General features: G+C 42.1%; 20 protein-coding genes. 12 read left to right on the forward strand and 8 right to left on the reverse strand.

Going from position 1 to position 18,412, the window contains the following annotated elements; genetic code table 11:
* Window positions 1-4 precede the first annotated feature (4 nt).
* From FSU_RS15450 to FSU_RS15470, 5 genes are read right to left on the reverse strand one after another with little or no spacing between them, the layout of a single operon-like run.
* On the reverse strand, window positions 5-1,045 hold the full coding sequence (locus FSU_RS15450; RefSeq protein WP_014547279.1) for a polysaccharide biosynthesis protein: 1,041 nt from the start codon (window positions 1,043-1,045) through the stop codon (window positions 5-7).
* Window positions 1,046-2,275 (reverse strand): glycosyltransferase family 4 protein, encoded by a 1,230-nt coding sequence (locus FSU_RS15455; protein WP_014547280.1) that lies wholly within the window; start codon window positions 2,273-2,275, stop codon window positions 1,046-1,048. It abuts the gene before it with no gap.
* Window positions 2,276-2,277: 2 nt separating this feature from the next.
* A complete protein-coding gene (locus FSU_RS15460; RefSeq protein WP_014547281.1) occupies window positions 2,278-3,156 on the reverse strand; it encodes an NAD-dependent epimerase/dehydratase family protein in 879 nt (292 codons plus the stop codon).
* Entirely contained in the window at window positions 3,153-3,788 is a 636-nt protein-coding gene (locus tag FSU_RS15465; RefSeq protein ID WP_014547282.1) for a sugar transferase, read from the reverse strand. Before FSU_RS15465 ends, FSU_RS15460 begins: the two co-directional genes overlap by 4 nt.
* Window positions 3,781-4,299, reverse strand: coding sequence for a PglD-related sugar-binding protein (locus tag FSU_RS15470; protein WP_014547283.1), 519 nt, complete (start codon window positions 4,297-4,299; stop codon window positions 3,781-3,783). The genes FSU_RS15465 and FSU_RS15470 overlap by 8 nt, the downstream gene beginning before the upstream one ends.
* Before the next feature lie 224 nt (window positions 4,300-4,523).
* On the opposite strand from FSU_RS15470, the gene FSU_RS15475 reads away from it, so the two are divergent.
* Window positions 4,524-4,829 carry a hypothetical protein gene (locus FSU_RS15475; RefSeq protein ID WP_014547284.1) on the forward strand — a complete coding sequence of 102 codons (306 nt, stop codon included), beginning with the start codon at window positions 4,524-4,526 and terminating at the stop codon, window positions 4,827-4,829.
* On the opposite strand, the gene FSU_RS15480 is transcribed toward FSU_RS15475, so the two are convergent.
* Window positions 4,823-5,038, reverse strand: coding sequence for a hypothetical protein (locus FSU_RS15480; RefSeq protein ID WP_015732380.1), 216 nt, complete (start codon window positions 5,036-5,038; stop codon window positions 4,823-4,825). The genes FSU_RS15475 and FSU_RS15480 overlap by 7 nt on opposite strands.
* Window positions 5,039-5,271: 233 nt before the next feature.
* Between FSU_RS15480 and FSU_RS15485 the strand changes: the two genes are divergently transcribed.
* Window positions 5,272-8,853 (forward strand): hypothetical protein, encoded by a 3,582-nt coding sequence (locus FSU_RS15485; RefSeq protein ID WP_015732381.1) that lies wholly within the window; start codon window positions 5,272-5,274, stop codon window positions 8,851-8,853.
* Between the two features lie 96 nt (window positions 8,854-8,949).
* On the opposite strand, the gene FSU_RS15490 is transcribed toward FSU_RS15485, so the two are convergent.
* Both FSU_RS15490 and FSU_RS15495 read right to left on the reverse strand, forming a co-directional pair.
* Window positions 8,950-9,555 (reverse strand): retron system putative HNH endonuclease, encoded by a 606-nt coding sequence (locus tag FSU_RS15490; protein ID WP_015732382.1) that lies wholly within the window; start codon window positions 9,553-9,555, stop codon window positions 8,950-8,952.
* Complete coding sequence (locus FSU_RS15495) at window positions 9,552-10,898, reverse strand: AAA family ATPase (RefSeq protein ID WP_244263672.1); 1,347 nt, start codon at window positions 10,896-10,898, stop codon at window positions 9,552-9,554. The genes FSU_RS15490 and FSU_RS15495 overlap by 4 nt, the downstream gene beginning before the upstream one ends.
* Before the next feature lie 230 nt (window positions 10,899-11,128).
* Between FSU_RS15495 and FSU_RS15500 the strand changes: the two genes are divergently transcribed.
* The 10 genes from FSU_RS15500 to FSU_RS15545 all read left to right on the forward strand — a co-directional run bounded on the left by FSU_RS15500 (window position 11,129) and on the right by FSU_RS15545 (window position 17,881).
* The gene (locus tag FSU_RS15500) at window positions 11,129-12,148 is read left to right on the forward strand and encodes a polysaccharide biosynthesis protein (protein ID WP_015732383.1); all 1,020 of its coding nucleotides are present in this window, start codon (window positions 11,129-11,131) and stop codon (window positions 12,146-12,148) included.
* Window positions 12,148-13,353: a capsular polysaccharide biosynthesis protein CapF gene (locus FSU_RS15505; protein WP_014547288.1), complete on the forward strand. Its 1,206-nt coding sequence runs from the start codon at window positions 12,148-12,150 to the stop codon at window positions 13,351-13,353. Before FSU_RS15500 ends, FSU_RS15505 begins: the two co-directional genes overlap by 1 nt.
* The gene (wecB, locus tag FSU_RS15510; protein WP_014547289.1) at window positions 13,353-14,537 is read left to right on the forward strand and encodes a non-hydrolyzing UDP-N-acetylglucosamine 2-epimerase; all 1,185 of its coding nucleotides are present in this window, start codon (window positions 13,353-13,355) and stop codon (window positions 14,535-14,537) included. The genes FSU_RS15505 and wecB overlap by 1 nt, the downstream gene beginning before the upstream one ends.
* 14 nt (window positions 14,538-14,551) lie before the next feature.
* Window positions 14,552-14,947, forward strand: a complete 396-nt coding sequence (locus FSU_RS15515; RefSeq protein WP_014547290.1) for a hypothetical protein — start codon at window positions 14,552-14,554, stop codon at window positions 14,945-14,947.
* Window positions 14,937-15,221 (forward strand): type II CBASS E2 protein, encoded by a 285-nt coding sequence (locus FSU_RS16770; protein ID WP_014547291.1) that lies wholly within the window; start codon window positions 14,937-14,939, stop codon window positions 15,219-15,221. Before FSU_RS15515 ends, FSU_RS16770 begins: the two co-directional genes overlap by 11 nt.
* A 154-nt stretch (window positions 15,222-15,375) precedes the next feature.
* Window positions 15,376-15,939: a Panacea domain-containing protein gene (locus FSU_RS15525; protein ID WP_015732385.1), complete on the forward strand. Its 564-nt coding sequence runs from the start codon at window positions 15,376-15,378 to the stop codon at window positions 15,937-15,939.
* Window positions 15,939-16,430 carry a hypothetical protein gene (locus tag FSU_RS15530; RefSeq protein ID WP_014547293.1) on the forward strand — a complete coding sequence of 164 codons (492 nt, stop codon included), beginning with the start codon at window positions 15,939-15,941 and terminating at the stop codon, window positions 16,428-16,430. Before FSU_RS15525 ends, FSU_RS15530 begins: the two co-directional genes overlap by 1 nt.
* A gap of 110 nt (window positions 16,431-16,540) precedes the next feature.
* Window positions 16,541-16,714 (forward strand): hypothetical protein, encoded by a 174-nt coding sequence (locus FSU_RS16375; RefSeq protein ID WP_015732386.1) that lies wholly within the window; start codon window positions 16,541-16,543, stop codon window positions 16,712-16,714.
* 214 nt (window positions 16,715-16,928) lie between these two features.
* Window positions 16,929-17,471: a Panacea domain-containing protein gene (locus FSU_RS15540; protein WP_014547295.1), complete on the forward strand. Its 543-nt coding sequence runs from the start codon at window positions 16,929-16,931 to the stop codon at window positions 17,469-17,471.
* Between the two features lie 2 nt (window positions 17,472-17,473).
* Entirely contained in the window at window positions 17,474-17,881 is a 408-nt protein-coding gene (locus tag FSU_RS15545) for a hypothetical protein (protein ID WP_014547296.1), read from the forward strand.
* Window positions 17,882-18,412: the final 531 nt, after the last annotated feature.

Genomic DNA, 18,412 nt, shown 5'->3' on the forward strand with positions numbered 1-18,412 from the left:
ATCCCTATTTTTGAATCTTTAACTCTTCTTGAACATAATCAGTCGTAAGGAGCTTTTTAATAATTCCTTCGACATCCAAGCGAATTGTATTATGGCTGGTGTAGGCTTCATCGGCTTGTGTTAAGACCTGTCCTTTGATAAAGAACTTGTCATAATTCAAGTCTCGATTATCTGCAGACACTCGGAAATAATTTCCCATATCTTCACTTCTTAAGCGTTCTTCAGAAGTAAGAAGCGTTTCGTAAAGTTTTTCGCCATGACGCGTGCCGATAATTCTTGTTCCGGTATCTCCGAAAAGCTGTTGAACAGCCTTCGCCAAGTCTCCAATTGTACTTGCATCGGCTTTTTGAACAAAAAGATCTCCTGGATTGGCATGCTCAAACGCAAATTGAACCAAGTCGACAGCTTCGTCAAGGTTCATCAAAAAACGTGTCATGTCAGGATTTGTAATTGTAATTGGGTTTCCCGCTCTAATTTGGTCAACAAACAGAGGTATTACAGACCCTCTTGAGCACATGACATTTCCATATCGAGTACAGCATATCACTGTATTTCCACGTTCCGCAGCTACACGAGCATTCGCGGTAATGACATGTTCCATCATCGCTTTAGAAATACCCATTGCATTAATCGGGTATGCAGCTTTATCGGTACTAAGGCAAACAACTCTCTTTACGCCTGCTTCAATTGCAGCGTGAAGCATGTTATCAGTTCCTTCAACATTAGTTTTGACGGCCTGCATTGGGAAAAATTCGCAAGATGGCACTTGTTTGAGAGCAGCCGCATGAAATATATAGTCGACTCCAGGCATAGCATCTTTGATGGATCGATAATCACGAACATCGCCAATATAGAACTTGACTTTTGCTGCGTAGTCAGGGTGTTTGGCTTGAAGCTCATGGCGCATATCATCTTGTTTTTTCTCGTCACGAGAGAAAATACGAATCTGACCAATATCCGTTTCTAGGAAATGCTTCAAAACAGTGTTTCCAAAGCTTCCTGTTCCACCAGTAATTAACAGTGTTGCTCCATTGAAATTCGACATTTATAACTCCTGTTGAAAAATCTGATCCATTCTTGCAAGCAAAGAATTTTTATTGAAATGCTGCTTTGAATAATTCAAGGCATTTGCGCCAAGCTCATCCCTTTTGAATTGTTCCATTTGAATGAAATTTTTTATGTTGCGCACAAAGCCGTCAACATCTTCAGAATTGCTAACTAGACCGGCGTGTGCTTCGTTGATTACTTGCTGAACCTCTCCATCAGCAGAAACCAAAATGGGTTTCCCACAAGCAAGGCACGATTGTGTCTTTGCTGGAATTGTGATGGCAAAAACTTCACTTTTTGATAATGTTATTAATAAAGCATCTGCAGCTGCTAAATAAGCGGGAATTTGTTCAGCTGGTTTACGCTCAATAAAGTTGAAGTAATTTTCAAGTTTTAGGCTTTCTATGATTCCAAGCAATTCAGGCATATAACGCCCGTTTCCTATTATGTTGAAACGAACAATTACACCTTCTTCGCGTAACTTTGCCGCTGCCTTCGGTAATATGCCAAGTCCCTGAGCAAAACCGATATTCCCTGCGAATACAAAATTGCAAACACCATCATCTGGAATTTCTGAATTGCAACTTTTTTCTACAGGTTTGTAAAAATTTTCCGCATACTGAGGCCAAAACTCGATTTTACTTTCTGAGATATTGCGCTTTCTTATAGCACCTATAAAACTTTTAGAAGAAGTCAATATGCGAGAAGTTCTTTTGTAAATGTAATCGACCATTGCTTGGATTGGCCAAATGAAAAGTCGATTGTGTATTCCTGTTATAATTTCAACGTTTTCTGGCCATAAATCGGTAACATAGAGAATGTGAGGAATGTGTTTTTTCTTTGCATACCACACACTTACAAGAGCCTGTGTCATGGGTGACACTTCATAAGTGAATACGACATCGGCTTCAATTTTTGTTTTTTTTATCCATTTTCTACCCGCAAGGACAAAAGACAGATAATTTTTCGCAAGATTGAAAGAACCTTTTTTACGAGGCTCAATTGGAAGACGGATAATTTTTATTCCATTCCAAATTTCACTTGTTCTTTCAGTTTTGCTATATCCCTTATAAAATTCGCCTTGCGGATAGTTGGGAATGCCTGTTAAAACAGTTACATCATACCCTCTTTTTACCCACTCAATAGCGATATCATTTATCCGGAAAACTTCCGGATAAAAGTATTGAGAGACCAACAGGATACGTAGTTTGTTTTGTTGTTTTTCCAAACTTATCTCTCCGTCTTCTCAATAGCCTCTTGCAGGCTGAATTTCTGGTAGGGTTCCTTGTACACACTCATGGCTTGGTCGTAGGCCAGGTTGCCAAAAGCCTTGTTCACGAGGCCAGTGGCGTGGCTCATGAGTTTGAGCGCCCAGCCGAATCCGGGGATGAGCACGCAGCACTTGTTATGAGCCTTGGCAATGAGCGAGATAACCTCGCTGGTGTTGCTGTACTGCGGATTTTGTGGCCAAAAGGTGCCATGTTCGCCGTTTTCAATCATCAGGCGTACGAATTCCACCAAGTTTCCGATGTAGAGCATGCTGCGCTTGTTTTCGACTTTCGGGAATGCGGGCAGTTTGCGGGCAAGCTTGCTGAGCAGTGGGTAGTTACCCTTGCTCCCCTTGCCGAATATCATGGGCGGGCGAAGAATCACCACCTTGAAGGTGTCGCAGTCCAGCGGGCGGATGCCGTTTTCAGCCAGAACCTTGCTGTCGCCGTAACAATTTGCCGGGTTTACTGGGGTGTCGCACGTGATGAATTTTGGTTTACCGATGGGGGCGCTGTCGCCGTACACGATGGCGCTGCTCATGAATATGAACTGTTTAACGCCAGCGTCCTTCGCTTTCTTGGCGCATTTCACTGTGAGGTCGGTATTTACAGCGTAGTAGAGTTTCGCACGTTCTTCGCTGATTTTACCGTTATCGCTATGGGCGATTCCTGCCACGTGGTAAACAGAGTCGTACTTGCTAAAATCAAAGCTACGCCAGGCGTCACCAATCATGTCGAGTGTATCAACTTGGTACTTGCCCGAAAATTCAGGTTGTGTGAGGTAATTGGCAAAGGAGGTGCCGATGTAGCTGTTCGCGCCTGTAATGAGGATGTGGATCATTGGCGAGCCTCCTGCTCATGCTTGTGGATTTCACCGGTACCGCCTTCTACGACACCGTCACTCTTGAGCACGCTGATAAACGTGCCAAAGAAGCACTTGCAATCAAACAAAAAGCTCTGGCGCTTTACGTATTCACCGTCTAGTGCCGCCTTCACAGGAATTTCAAGTTCATCACGACCGTTAATCTGAGCCCAGCCGGTCAGGCCTACGGGAACGTCATTTGCACCATACTTGTCACGCTCTTCAATCAAGTCGTACTGGTTCCACAGCGCCGGACGCGGGCCGATGATGCTCATGGTCCCTTCAAAAATGTTGAACATCTGCGGGAGTTCATCAAGGCTCGTCTTGCGGAGGAATCCGCCCACCTTGGTAATCCACTTCTTGGGGTCGCTCAATTCGTGCGTCGGGGCGTCTTTGGGCGTATCGGTACGCATGGTGCGGAACTTGTAGATGTTAAAATGCTTCTTGTGCAAACCCACGCGTTTTTGCTTGAAGAGTACAGGACCCTTGCTATCGAGCTTGATGGCGATAGCGATTACAAGCATCGGGATTGCAAGTACGATGATGCCAAAACCGGAAAGGACGATATCAAAAAGTCGCTTAAAAAAGAGTGTATAGGGAGTCTTATGCACGATAGGTCTCCTGAGCCAAAATGTGCGTACCAGCCGGGACCACAGCGAGTGTGTTCACGACGGCGTTGCAGTCTACATGGCAGAATTCACCGACAGTCGCATTATGGCGGATTACAGCTCCGCTAGCGATAAAAGAAGCCTGTTTGATTACCGCTCCAGTTTGCACAGTAGCATTCGGTTCCACGCAGCAGCCCGCTTCGAGTTGTGCAGACGGGCTCACGTACGCCGTGGGGTGAACAAGAGTCGCCTGGGTAAAACTGTTTTGCTGTAGTTGCTCGGTAAGCTTGCGACGAAGTGCCGGATTGCCGATGGCCACAAAGCCAAATTTGAACTGCTCCGCGAATTTCGGGAGATCAGCCGTTGTGCCGATTATGTCAGTACCGTCTAAGGTGTTAAACGAGTCGTCGAGGAACGCGATGCGGCCAAAAACGCCCATGGCTTCGGCAATTTCCTTCGCCATGACGCCATACTGACCTGCGCCCAGAATAAGCAGATTATTCTGCGAGAGCACTTACCGCAACCTCGGGGTAGTTGCGGTAGGGGAGGGCGAGACTGCTGCAGAACCTCATTTTTTCTGAAATTGTATCGCAACCATAAAAAAGAGCTTGACAAAATCCAAAATTTAGTGTACGTTTGTGTAGTGGTTGTGCCGGACTCGGCTATTTTCGCAGTCATCTGGAATTGACGCGCAGGGGAAACTAGAGTATCTTTGGACGTAAGGAGCTAAAATGGAAAATGTCGCTCTATGCGTCCAATTCGCTGCACCTGCCACTCCCCGAAAACTCCATTACTGAACTCAAGCCGGTTTTTGACTCGGTGTTCTCCCGGTATGCGGGGCGCAGTAGCTGGAGTCTTAGTGACCTGACGCATGGTGAAACATCATGGCAGAATGCCCGCAAGGGGCTTGCGCGAGATGCTGCTGGCAACGTTCCTATGTCCATAGACGATATCAGGCACGATGCCGAATACATCAAACTGCGACGCTGTGTGATGCCTGCAGTCCGCTCTTTGTTCAAGGAAAACGCTTTTGAAAATCACTGATTCGCAAAAAAAAAGTTGTTGATTCTCTCGTATGCGAGAGGTTGCATAGCAAGCCTCAAAACAAGGATATCGTCCAAAAGTTTTGTAACAAACGCAACGATGGTATCGCAAAGACTTTGCGAGAAAACGTTCTTGCCAAAAAGCGGTTCGCCCTTACGGAACTGTTCCTTGGCCTTCGCCATTACGGAGTTCAGTTCTTCGTTTGTCATTGTCACAATCCTTTCCTACATTATAGTAAGGTTTTGGGTTATTGGCTGTGGATTGTGACACCGTTTAATTTACAGCCTCCCGTCACTTCGTGATAAACTTAAATTACCCATTAGGCTCAACAGGCAAGACTAGTAAACTTCGCATATCCCATATTCTGTAGGGCTTATTGACTATATTTCCTGCAAATAGAATATTCGTATTTTTGATTTAATCGAAAAAGATGGAGTCTCAAATGATAGATTACGACACCCTCCAAAGCGACGAAAGTTTAATCAACGCATATTTAGTCAAAAGTAGCTCTAGAACATATAAAGAATACAATGAACTTTCCTGGGATTCTGCATCATTCTTTGCCAAAATTATTCTCGCATCCCAAAACAATGTCGCTTTAGATGCTGCCACAATACAAACAGAAATTAATTTGTTTAATGAAAATAATCTCACTAACGTTTCTTTAAACTATCTTTTGGGCAAATTTTGGCTAAGGAGTATTGCTGGGCAAATAAAAATTTCTGGTGCAATACTTCACCTATTAACCGATAATAATGGATTCAAACTTCCAAAAGAAATTGACAATAAAGAATTGCTTGACAATTTTGGTTTCATGGAATTTCTTGCCGAGAAATACAGATACGAAGATTCTAGGTCCTGCGAAATCCCCTTACAACGCTTTAATTCCATTTATACTCAATTCAAGGATTTCTATCCTAAAGCGCCACCTTTGGAATCTCTTTTGCAAGATTTTAAAATAACCAAAAAAAATGACAAATACATTTTTAACTTATGGCAAACAGTAGGTAAAGTCAATCAAACATCATTATCTGCTCAAATTCTGTACTCATTACTCCAATCAAGAGACTTTCATAATGATACCGAAATAATAAAAGAATGGTTGAAAGCAACTCAATTTATTTTTAAACCTGAAGTATATCAAAACCTTCCTGAATGGGAAAAAACACGTTACCTAATAGCTGCAAAAAATATATTATCAACGGAACAAGATTTAGAGGACGGTTTTGAAGATGAAAAAATCTTTCTAAATGAAGATTTGGCCCATTACTCATTCCTTTCAGCTAAAGACATCGTGTTAAAAACAGGTGTTTCCAACTACTCAATCAAATATAACGAACTGTTTATCAAATGGTTGAAGTTTTATTCCAAACGAAAATGGAAAATTTCCTTTTTAGATTTCAACATTCGTGAAGATTATGTGAAATTATTACAATCATTACTAATCAATTCAATACAAGAACCCGATGCCTTTGATGTAACAGAATTATTTGAAAATAGACCATATTTACTCAATCAAACCATTTTTTATTTAAACAGGGTTAATCCAACGCGACTTCTCGCATATATTGATAATGATAAATATGGTTTAATCTTCTTTTGTTCATTCCTGTTCTTATGTGAAGATCAATTCTATAAGCAAAAGCCTAATGAGCATATTCCATTCGCAATTATTGAAAAATATGCGCAAACATTCGTCCAAAAAAATTTAATTCCTAAAAAAAATTTTAAACATGCTGCTTTATTTTTGATGCTTTTAGTCAAAGGAATCTATGATAGTAGATGGTCGGAGTTGTATAAAATTGTATATGAAAAAATAATAATAGAGATTCCATTCCAGAGTCCTTCTTCAATATTCTTTAAGACGGCTTTAGACGTCTACAACAACTATCAACAACCTATTTGGGAAGAACGTGTTAGACAAATAAAAATATGCGCATTTCACTATCTGTTCTTTTTTCTAAATCGGACAGAAGCTCAAGAAAAAGAGGAATGTTTTTCTTTAATAAATACTTTATATAATGATTCCGTATTTCAAAATGATTCTTTCAGTTATTGGAGCGAATGGAATGAAATAGATAAACTTGATTGGAGTACTTTCTTTAATTGGTTGTTTAAGCACAACAAACTTAGTTCTTTTTGCCAAGAAATCAAAAACCATTTAAATTATGACCCTAACGAGCAGAATTTTGATAAACAAATGTCTAGTCCAAAGAAACTCCGTTTCCACTTGAAGATACTCTGCTCTGTATATTGTGAATGGAGAAAGCATGAAGATAACGATAAAATCAACTTACTAGAATCAAACATCGTTCAAATTCTAAACAGTTGTTTTGTTAATAAACCCGAAAAACAAAAATTCGCCATTTTTGAAGCTGTACATGAGTCAAATTTCGGCGCTGATTTTAACAACGAATTGTTCCCTCTTGTGATATCAACAATAAAATTATTTGATAAATCAAACCGAAAAAAGATTCTTGTTGCTCTCTCTATGGGCGATGACCCTAGACTGCAAATCAAGGCATATAATCATCTTCCAAACACAGAAGACAAAGATTACATAAAGGATTCTATAAACCTAACAGAAGACATTGATTATCACTTCAACACATTTGATGACTTTACCTCTTTTTTACGCGATTTGTACAATTCTCATCTTAACGATGATTTTGCCGACATGCTTCTAAAGAAATTAGATAATCAGGTCAGGCAACGTGTAAAAGACCAAGTTGCGGCACCTTTTGTGCTAGATACTGAAATTCTAAAAATCTACAATTTATATTGGAAAAAAGATGTAGAAAACTTAATTCAATACAAATGCCTATACGAAGACTATTCTGGACGCTATAAAGAATCCCTTATTGATCTAAAAAACGAACAATATTACTTGATTTCATTACTAAAAATAGAACAGAAGGCTTACAACGAAGCTTGGCTCTATATAAACCGAATAAAAGAAGGGAATTCAACAAAATTAAAATACAAGGCTGCTCGCTTGTATTTAAAATTTCACACACTTCAAGGAAAAGAGGTGCTTGCCCCTCTATTACAAGAAATCCAAAAAATTGAGAAGACTGAAACCAGACAACCGCAAGATTGGTACTACTTGTACCTTACAAAAGTAGCACTATACTCCAGCATGGACAAAGAAGAAGATCTTTTAAATCTATATCATTCTTTAGGAAGTAATCAAAGCGAACTTCAACTGGTAAAACCCATTGTTGAATACTTTATAAGCCGTCAAAATTGGCAAATGGCTATTCAAACGTTCAACACAATTAAAGTCTCTAATGAAGAAAAAGAGGAGTACAATTCTCTAAAATCGAAAATATCTTGGGCAGATGAAATTCCAATTCTAAAAAACAGTTACCTTCAAATTCTTGGCCTGCCCAATGACTATCGTTTCAAAGTTTTACCACCATCCATCAGCAAACATAGCAATAATCCAGGTCTTTTTGTAGTCTATGACTTATGTACTGCGTTAAACATTCTTTTGAAGAAAATAAAAGCAGTCTCCGCCAGCTCTTCACACATGTCGGAAGATTACAAAACAGATCTATTACAATCTATTCTAAATGGTAGACTTTCCATGCTCGGCTACAAATTTGAGGATCAAAACAGAAGCGGTCAATCGGCAGGAAAAGGTAAGCAAGCTGGCGAACTTGACCTATCCATGGATTTAGGTTGTAGTACGGTTGTTCTAGAGGCCATTAATTGCAACGGATGGAATGCCGATTTAAAAAAACATATAGAAAAGGTATTCAACTACGACCCGTCAAGACATATTTTGATAAATCTAATGTACTATGAAGGGAAAAACGACGAATTTTTCTCAAAATGGGATGTTATAAAAAAATACGTAACCGACAACACTAAGGTCAATTACCCGCTAAATTATGGTATCATAGATCAACAAGAAATTTCAAATATAACGCAGAACAATAGCATAAAGGTATTGAAGTGTGTACACGAAAACAATTTGGAATTTTACCACATATTCGCAAATTTTAGCTACTATACTTAATTTCAAAAAAAGGAAAGTGACACTTAAAAGATTACCTATGTAGAACAGAAACTTTTTTGCGAAAGCCCCTTGACACAGCCAGTTTGTTTTACATTCCTATATCAATGCATATTCAACAACCGTTTTAAAACCAGCATCAACTAATGCTGATCGGATGTCGTTGGGCGTCAATCCCATTCCAAAATCGTGAACATTTTTTAAAATTCTAGCACGCCTTGATTTCAATTCGGAATTATTTAGATTAAAGGTCTTTATCGTGTAATCAGCCCTTTGGGCTTCTTGTTTTGACAATCCGGGAGCAACGATTATTTCTCCATTTTCCATATAGGTAAAATATCGTTCAACATTGTTTTCGTTTGGAGAAATTAGCAAATCGTAATCACGTTTGTTGGTGACAATACTGTCTTTATATTTGGCCCCATAATGTTCGCTTAGACCGTCTACAAATAAATTGTTCCAATCAAAAGTTCGCTTAGGGAATAAACTTCTCTTGTAGAAATGATCTATATGAGATTTTGGAGAGATTGGCTCTTCTGTGTAGGCACTAACGCCACCTTGTTCTTTGATAAGAGCTAATTTTATTTGGCTATAGAGGTCTGGAAATTTCGTCTGTTTATGCAGATCTTCCCATGTTCTAGGTTTTTCGCGATAAACATAATCTGTAAAAGAATTTAGAGAGGCGTTTTTCTTGACAGAGATCATACAAGCCCCTTCTCTATACGCTTTTCTTGCAAGGAAATTTTAAAAAATTCTGGGTCAGCGGGGTTTATATTGTTTTTGAGCCAGGATAGAATCTCTTGATACTTATCTGATTTACAATCACCTTTTTTTAGCAAAATCCAAAGTTCATCTAATTTCTTTTGAACATCGTCATTTCGTAAGCTTCTCAACTGAAATACATCATTTAATATCAAATCGACCGTCTGACCGTACTGGTTTCGCTTTGTAGGGACCGCTTCGCCATTGGACAATGCTATAAGCATGTCTTTTTCAGAGTTTTTTAGATTGGTAATGATATGCGGTGAATGCGTTGTCAAAAAGAATTGCACCTTTGGGAATGTTTTTTTGAGATGGTCTATAACCCCCATTTGCCATTCGGGGTGCAAGTGCAACTCAATTTCGTCTATCATCACAACCGCCGTTTTTTTGAGCGGATCTTCTGCATTAGGATTCGCCATCGCCATTTTGCGGGCTATGTCGCAAACTAACGCAATGTATGACTTTTCGCCATCGGACAATTGACTAAAATTAAATGATTCGCCTCTTTTCTCAACAACAAAAGAAAGAGGATCGCGTTTAACACGAAACTTTTGGTAACCCGGCAAAAGATTTTTGATGGCCGAACGGACTGCTGTGAGTTGAACATCGCCTTTGAATTTTGTGCCGTGTTCGCGATACAGCTCGTTTTCTAGATCTTCGCGTTCACGGAACCACAAGAAAAATGAATGGAAATTAACACTATTGTTTAAGCCACTGTCAAAGGCATCGAGTGGACTGAGAGCGTGTTTTTTACGAACACGCAACGGGACGGAATCAACAACTCTGTTGACTGAATAAAAATCAACCAATGGCAGATTGTGATTTTTCCCATCTATGAAGCGTTCTATCTTGGAATCGGCATAATTATTTAGTTCAGCCCTACTAGCTTGTCGTTCTATATTCTTTCTATATGATGTACGTTTTTTAAACAGCGACCATCGAACTACTTGATCTTGTTCTCCTATCTTTTCTACAACTTCAATTTCAATAAAGGCATATGGTTCACCATTTGTAATATCGCAATCGCTTAAAGACAATCCCTTACCTTTGGGGCTTTTTAGTCGGGCAACATACCATGAGAAAAGAAATTGCATTGCAACGAGCACTGTCGTTTTGCCGGCACCGTTGATTCCTGCAAAGACGACCATCTTTGAATTTGAAAAATCTAGATCAAGATTTTTTATTCCACGAAAGTTCTCGATTCTAAGTTTCTTTACTCTCATAATATAAACCTGCTTTATATGAGGAGAAATATATAAATATCTTGCTAAGGATGATGATTTCATTTTGTAGCACTTATACACTCTTAACATTATAGCCTTGATTAAACTCTATGAGTTGCATTATTTTTTAGTTTTTCAAGATTATCTACTGTGTAAGAACACGATAATTAGGGGTAGTTGCGGTACATGCTCTTTTCTTTCCACAATGTCCTCTCATTTTTACTACATTTTGCTTGCAAAAACAATAAAAAGGACTATTTATGTCAAGCTCCATTTTCTGTGACTAGACTCTCTTGATTACCGGCGGTACGGGTAGTTTCGGCAATGCTGTGCTCAACCGCTTCCTCCAGACCGACATCGGCGAAATTCGCATTTTCAGCCGCGACGAGAAGAAGCAGGATGACATGCGCCACGAATTCCAGGCCAAGATGCCGGAAGCGGCCGACAAGATCAAGTTCTACATCGGCGATGTGCGCGACCTCCAGAGTGTCAAGAATGCGATGCACGGGGTGGACTACATTTTCCATGCGGCTGCCCTCAAGCAGGTGCCGAGCTGCGAATTTTTCCCGCTCGAAGCTGTCAAGACCAACGTGTTCGGTACGGACAATGTGCTGACAGCCGCCATCGAAGAAGGTGTCAAGAATGTGGTTTGCTTGAGCACGGACAAGGCTGCTTATCCGGTGAATGCGATGGGTACGAGCAAGGCCATGATGGAAAAGGTCATCGTGGCAAAGTCCCGCACGGTGAGCCCGGAAAAGACGAAGATTTGCTGCACGCGTTACGGCAATGTGATGTGCAGCCGCGGTTCCGTGATTCCGCTGTGGATTGACCAGATTCGCGCAGGTCCGCCGATTACCATTACCGAAGGCTCCATGACGCGCTTTATCATGAGTCTCGACGAAGCTGTGGACTTGGTGCTGTTTGCATTCGAAAACGGTGTCTCGGGCGACATTTTGGTGCAGAAGGCTCCGGCTTGCACTATCCAAACTCAGGCTGAAGCTGTGTGCGAACTTTTCGGCGGCGACAAGAATGCTATCAAGGTCATCGGTATCCGTCACGGCGAAAAAATGTACGAAACGCTCCTGACAAACGAAGAATGCGCCCATGCGATTGACCTCGGCAACTTCTACCGTGTGCCTTGCGACAAGCGCGGCTTGAACTACGACAAGTACTTCAACAAGGGCGATACGGAACGCAACACGCTCACCGAGTTCAACTCCAGCAATACCAAGCTCTTGAATATTGAACAGGTGAAGCAGAAACTCCTCACGCTCCAGTACATCCGCGAAGAACTCGCCAAGGCGGGTAAGTAATGAATATATTGGTGACTGGCGCAAAGGGGTTTGTGGGTCGCAACCTGGTGGCTGCGCTCAAGAACATCCGCGATGGCAAGGACCGCACGCGTGGTGATTTGATCATTGGCGATATCTACGAATACGATATTGACTCGACTTTGGCGGACCTTGATGACGCCTGCATGCACGCGGACTTCGTGTTCAATCTTGCTGGCGTGAACCGTCCGAAAGATAATAGCGAATTCATGGCGGGCAACTTCGGTTTTGCAAGTGACCTTTTGGAAACGCTCAAGCGCCACAAGAATTTGTGTCCGGTGATGCTCAGCAGCAGCATCCAGGCGACGCTTGCGGGCCGTTTTGGCAACAGCGAATATGGCCGTAGCAAAAAAGCGGGCGAGGAGCTGTTCTTTGAATACAGCCAAGAAACTGGCGCGAAGGTTTTGGTGTACCGTTTTCCGAACTTGTTCGGTAAGTGGTGCCGCCCGAACTACAACAGTGCCGTGGCTACGTTCTGCAACAACATCGCGAACGACTTGCCGATTCAGGTGAACGACCCGAACGTCGATATGGAACTCCTCTACATCGATGACCTCGTGGAAGAGATGATTGCCGCCTTGAAGGGCGGGGAACATCATGCCGAATTTGACGGCGTTGAAACGGTCTTGACGGAAAATGGTCGCTATTGCGCAGTGCCGACGGTCCATAAGATTAAGCTCGGTGCCATTGTGGATTTGCTCAACAAGTTCCACGATCAGCCGAATACGCTCGTGATGCCGGAAATTCCGAACAACAGTTTCGAGAAAAAACTTTACTCCACCTACCTGAGCTACTTGCCCAAGGAAAAGGTCTCGTTCCCGCTCAAGATGAACGTTGATGCCCGCGGCAGCTTCACCGAACTTTTGAAGACGGTGAATTGCGGACAGTTCAGCGTGAACGTGTCCAAGCCGGGAATTACCAAGGGTGAACACTGGCACCACAGCAAGTGGGAATTCTTCATTGTGGTGAGCGGTCGCGCCCTGATTCAGGAACGCAAGGTCGGCACGGATGAAATTATGGAATTCGAAGTGAGCGGTGATAAGATTGAAGCGGTTCACATGCTCCCGGGTTATACGCACAACATCATCAACCTCTCGCAGACCGAAAACCTCGTGACTGTCATGTGGGCGAACGAATCCTTTGACCCGAACCACCCGGATACCTTCGGGGAGAAAGTGGTAAAATAATGCAGATTAAAACTGATTACTCTGGTGTGAAATTCGCCGATAACGGCAAGCTGAAACTTTTGATTATCGTGGGTACGCGCCCCGAAATCATCCGCCTCGCGGCAGTCATCAACAAGTGCCGCAAGTACTTTGACTGCGTTCTCGCGCACACCGGCCAGAACTACGATTACAACCTGAACGGCGTGTTCTTCAAGGACTTGAGCCTCAAGGATCCTGAAGTTTACATGGATGCCGTCGGTGATGACCTCGGAGCAACCGTGGGTAACATCATCAATTGCAGCTACAAGCTCATGGTCGCTTGCAAACCGGACGCATTGCTGATTCTCGGTGATACCAACAGCTGCCTTTCTGCCATTGCCGCAAAGCGCCTGCACATTCCGATTTTCCACATGGAGGCAGGCAACCGCTGTAAGGACGAATGCCTGCCCGAAGAGACCAACCGCCGCATCGTGGACATCATCAGCGATGTGAACATGGCCTACTCCGAACATGCCCGCCGTTACCTCGCTGACTGCGGCTTGCCCAAGGAACGCACGTACGTGACCGGTAGCCCCATGGCCGAAGTCCTGCACAAGAACCTCGCGCAAATCGAAGCGAGCGACATTCACGCCCGCCTCGGCCTCGAAAAGGGCAAGTACATTTTGCTCAGCGCCCACCGCGAAGAAAACATCGACACCGAAAAGAACTTCACGAGCCTCTTTACCGCCATCAACAAAATGGCCGAAAAGTACGACATGCCGATTCTGTACAGCTGCCACCCGCGCAGCCGTAACCGCCTTGCCGCATCGGGATTCAAGCTCGACAAGCGCGTGATTCAGCACGAACCGCTCGGATTCCACGACTACAACTGCTTGCAGATGAACGCATTCGCCGTCGTAAGCGACAGCGGCACGCTCCCCGAAGAAAGCTCCTTCTTCACAAGTGTCGGCCACCCGTTCCCGGCAATCTGCATCCGCACCAGCACGGAACGCCCCGAAGCGCTTGACAAGGCCTGCTTCTTCATCGCCGGCATCGACGAAAAGTCCCTCTTGCAGGCCGTCGACACCGCCGTCACGATGAACTCCAACGGCGACTACGGCATTCCTGTGCCGGACTACATCGAAGAAAACGTCTCGACCAAGGTCGTGAAGATCATCCAGAGCTACACCGGCATCGTCAACAAGATGGTGTGGAGAAAGAACTAGTCAAGGCTGGTTGATTGCCGAATTTCAGCACCCCGCAAGAGCAGGGTGCTGTTTGTTTTGCTGGTGCTAGGGGTAAACCGTCACACCCCTATGTCATCCCGGCCTCCGAGCCGGGATTTCCCTTTGCCGATAAATGGGAGGAGACTCCTCGGAAAAGAGCGAATTTTTATAAGTGGCTTGTGGCTCTCAAGAATGACCTGCAAACGCTCTTAGCTCTTGAAGGACAAGATCGTGTCTATAAATTTATTTCAGATAAATTTGGTGAACGCGTGACAAAAGCGTTGTTTGAAAACATGGGGGCGAGTATGAAAAAGGAATTTGATAGCGGAAAAGTTAGAATTAGTAAAGCAGGGACAATTGGTTCGGTAGGAGTTTTGGCTTCGCATGGACACACGTTTTATGGGTCGTAGAAGGACTCCGATTGAACAGTTGAGAGACTTGAACGGGAAATATGTTGTTAATCCGAAACCATTGGAATTGGCTGAAGGAGCAACTCGTTTAGAACATGTATATGACAATCAGAAACAAAGACTATGCCTTTATCATCCTAAGAAAAGACCATGGGATAGATCGATGCTTTTATCTGAAACGGTAATTCCATGGGCGATTGAGTGGCTTTATTTCTATGAAATTTGGCTTTGTACTGGTCAATGGTTGGGCGGTGGAGAGCATCCCGTAAGGTAGATGTAATTGCTTTTTTTTTCACGCTTCGGAAAAAAAATCCCGTTTTGTCACAAACTGTCAAAATGGATTATGTATTTTAGGGGTGTGAAAAGTGCGCTTGTCACGCTAGATGGTTTGACAAGCGTTGAATTAAACTCTATCTTTGTGGTGTAAAATGAAGACTCTAGAGCAAATAAAGAAAATCGAGAATGTGATACTCTATGTATTGCAGAAGTTTGATGACGGCGTAGACTACATCAAGCTTTTCAAGATAATCTATTTTGCCCAAAGGGATTACCTGTGCCGTTTTGGCAAGACTTTGGTCCCAGAAACTTTCAAGGCCAGGATGCATGGCCCTATCCCGACATTGACCGACAAGGTCATAAAGAATGTCGAAGATGGGGTGGGTGACGATTTCCCCGACTTGAAGGAGTTCATGGAATCCATCAAGGTTGTCGACCAGAAGGTCTATGCCTTGAAAGAGCCGAATCTGGATTTTATCGCAAAGAAGGAACGCGAGTACCTCGACAAGTGGTTTGACTACTGCAAGGACAAAAAGTCCTATGACCTGTCCGAGGAATCTCACGATGCTGTTTATCATAGCGTTGTCGCCAGGTCCAAGAAGGATCCTCAGCAGGATGTTATGACGAATATCGATATTGCGATGTCCGGTCACGCTTCCGACAAGATGATTGAGTACATCCGCGAAAAAGAACTTCTTGTTGCCGAGTTAGCGTAATGGAAGACAAAAACGGAGTTCTTGCCAAACTTCATGACGAAGTTTGCGTGGTGAAGTATGCTGAAGACTTGCATGTCGGTGATATCATCTATGTGCAGCTTGATTCGGCGGATGGCATTAATACCCAAGGGTATCCCACTAGGCTGAAATATGTTGTTGTTTCCGGAGCTAAGTCGGACCGGAAACAGATTGCTGCAGTTTTGATAAATTCGGAAAACGATTATTCCAACGATCCTGAATGGCAAAATGAGCAGTACCTGCTTTCTCAGAAGAATTATGCCGATTTTTTGGAATACGACAGTTGGCTGGACTGTTTTGAAATTAAGGAACTCAAAGTCCGCAAAATTGTTGCAAGGAAAGCTGAAAAGAAAGGTTGCTTGAATAATTATGACTTGCGTGTCATGATGCAGAAATTGAAGGATTCTGAATTCATCGACGAACACCTGAAAAAGGTGTACGGGATAAATTCATTTGAGTTGCCTGAAAATTAGTGGGGCGAGGGATAGGTTTATAAACGAGGAATGCTGACTTCTGCGAAACCGAAGCCATCAACAACCAGGTGTCCTTTTACAAGACCGATACTTTCATAAGGAATAAATATATGACTTACGAATTTGATCTTCATGAAAGCAGGGAAGAAGGAAGGAAAGAAGCTGAGGCTAAGGCGTTGGAAGAGAAAAAAGCCATGGCCAGGGGATTCCGCGATGACGGATTTCCTTTAGAAGCTATTTCTAAACGAACCGGATTTACAGTCGAAGAAATTAAAGCGTTGTAGCTTTTTTCTGCTTCAAAATCTTTTCTACAGAGCATCGCAAATTGCGCTGCTCTTTTTTTTGTTGATGCGGAGTATTGACAAACGGAAAAAACTTGTGTATATTTTATAGTGTACAAATGTGTATATCTGAAGCTTGTGAAAAGAATGAAACCTTGTTTTGGGGAGATGTTGACTGAATGTATTCTTTTTCATATTTTTATAGAGAAGGTGTTTAATGTCTGCTTTTAAACCGCTATTTGGCAAAGAGGTCTTGCTTAACGCAGCTTTGTGGGTTGCTACGAAGTTGCCCGAAGACCAATGTCGCTTGCATAAGATTTTTAAAATCTTGTGGTTTGCTGACTTATACCACCTGAAAAAATATGGTAGGACTGTTACAGGTGATACCTATATCGCTATGAATAATGGTCCTGTTCCATCTGTTTTATACGATGAAATGAAGTTTACGCCTTCGGAAGGAGATGCGTTTCGGAGGTTTGACAAGGGCTCTGAAAAAGGGTTTGTTGTTCCTTTGAAAACTGTTAATTCTGATTTCTTGTCGGAATCAGATATAGAGGCTTTGTCGTATTCTTTTGATTTGTATAAAGATAAATCATTTGATGAATTAACTCGATTGTCCCATCAGCATGCATGGAATTCTGCACAAAAATCTGGTATGAATACATCCATCAGGATAGATGAAATTCTGGATGAAATTGGTGCTGATTGCGAATTACGCAAATATGTAAAAGATGATATTCTTTTTAGGCAGGCTCTTTAATTATGGACTTGCCAAAAAAGTTAATAGGGGAATTGTATTCTGAACGCGGTTCTGTCGTGCATTCAGAGATGAATTCTGTGATAAAGACGGATCACGGAAAGTATTTGTTGGTAGTTAAGAAAACGGAATCTCTAATTGTATGTTGCTCTATCAATACGAATAGGGTGTATTTCAAACCAGAAGAATCTCAGCCTAAAATTCTGAAACGGGAAAATGATTTTCTTGATCATGATTCTTATGTGGATTGTGCTCAGGTTTTTTCGATTGAAATGCAAAAGTTTTATGATAATATCAAAACAGGTGTTTTTGTGCCGATAGGTTTTTTGAATAATCTTGCTATGGCAGCTGTTCTTCGTGCCGGGCAGACCTGTAGAGTTTTGAAAAAATTCGAGCAGGAATATTTTAAGTAAAACAATAAATTTAAAATAGGAGAATATAATATGCTGACTACTATATCGCATATTTCGATGTTCTTGGCTGTAAATCGTTCTTCTCTGGCAATGAACAGGCTGAACTTGAATTCGTACAAAATTTGAAGAAAAAGATAGAGCGTTCTGTGAAGTCTGCGATTTCAATTAATAGTTCGTTCGTACTGAGTCAACTTGCTGATATGCGAGTGGAATATAAATTGTTTTCAGACAATGTTGCTTTATGGATGTATTGAGAGATAATATAAGCAAGTATTGTAATTACGACGACATTGATAATAAAAACTCTGATGATGTGGCGGCAAAGGCAAAAGTTATTCGTAAGTACAAATGGCTTGTTGTTTATCATAATCAGTTGTGCTATATGCATAAAAAAGAAGATTGTATTTTGACCATCAATTATACATTTGATTCTGTAACTTTGAATGAATGCATGAATTAAAAGTCTATATGTTATAGCCTTATTGCTCTTTTAAATAACTTCTGTGGAAGATTGCTTTAATCTTGTTTGGA

This window comes from Fibrobacter succinogenes subsp. succinogenes S85, from assembly GCF_000146505.1.
GTDB classification, from domain to species: Bacteria; Fibrobacterota; Fibrobacteria; order Fibrobacterales; family Fibrobacteraceae; genus Fibrobacter; species Fibrobacter succinogenes.